The 392-nt window shown below is 67.1% G+C and carries 1 protein-coding gene; it reads left to right on the forward strand.

The genetic code is table 11. The features are described 5' to 3' along the window. The coding region (locus JZ791_RS46335) for a Calx-beta domain-containing protein (protein WP_216904045.1) at positions 1–392 on the forward strand (392 nt) is incomplete at both ends.

The raw sequence follows: 392 nt of genomic DNA on the forward strand, positions 1-392 counted from the left end.
CCATCAATCCCTCGCGCACCGCCAGCATCTCGATCTCGCCGTCCAGCACCAATGAGGACAGCGGCACGGCCTTGGTCTACACGGTGACGCTGAGCCAGACCAACAGTTCGCCGACCACCGTGAACCTGACCCGCAGCGGCACGGCCACCAGCGGGACCGACTACACCGGTGCGGTCAGCAGCCTCGTGGTACCGGCCAATGCCTCTTCGGCCAGCTTCAGCATCACCCCGGGCGCCGACACGACGGTGGAACCCGATGAGACGGCGATCTTCAGCATCGCCAGCGGCACGGACTATTCCGTCGGCAGCCCGTCCAGCGCCACCGCCACCATCGTCAACGACGACTTCCCCGTCGCCAGCATCACGGTCTCGCCGGCCGGCGTGAACGAGGAC

It is taken from the genome of Nocardia alni (genome assembly GCF_019038435.1).
GTDB classification, from domain to species: Bacteria; Actinomycetota; Actinomycetes; order Mycobacteriales; family Mycobacteriaceae; genus Nocardia; species Nocardia alni.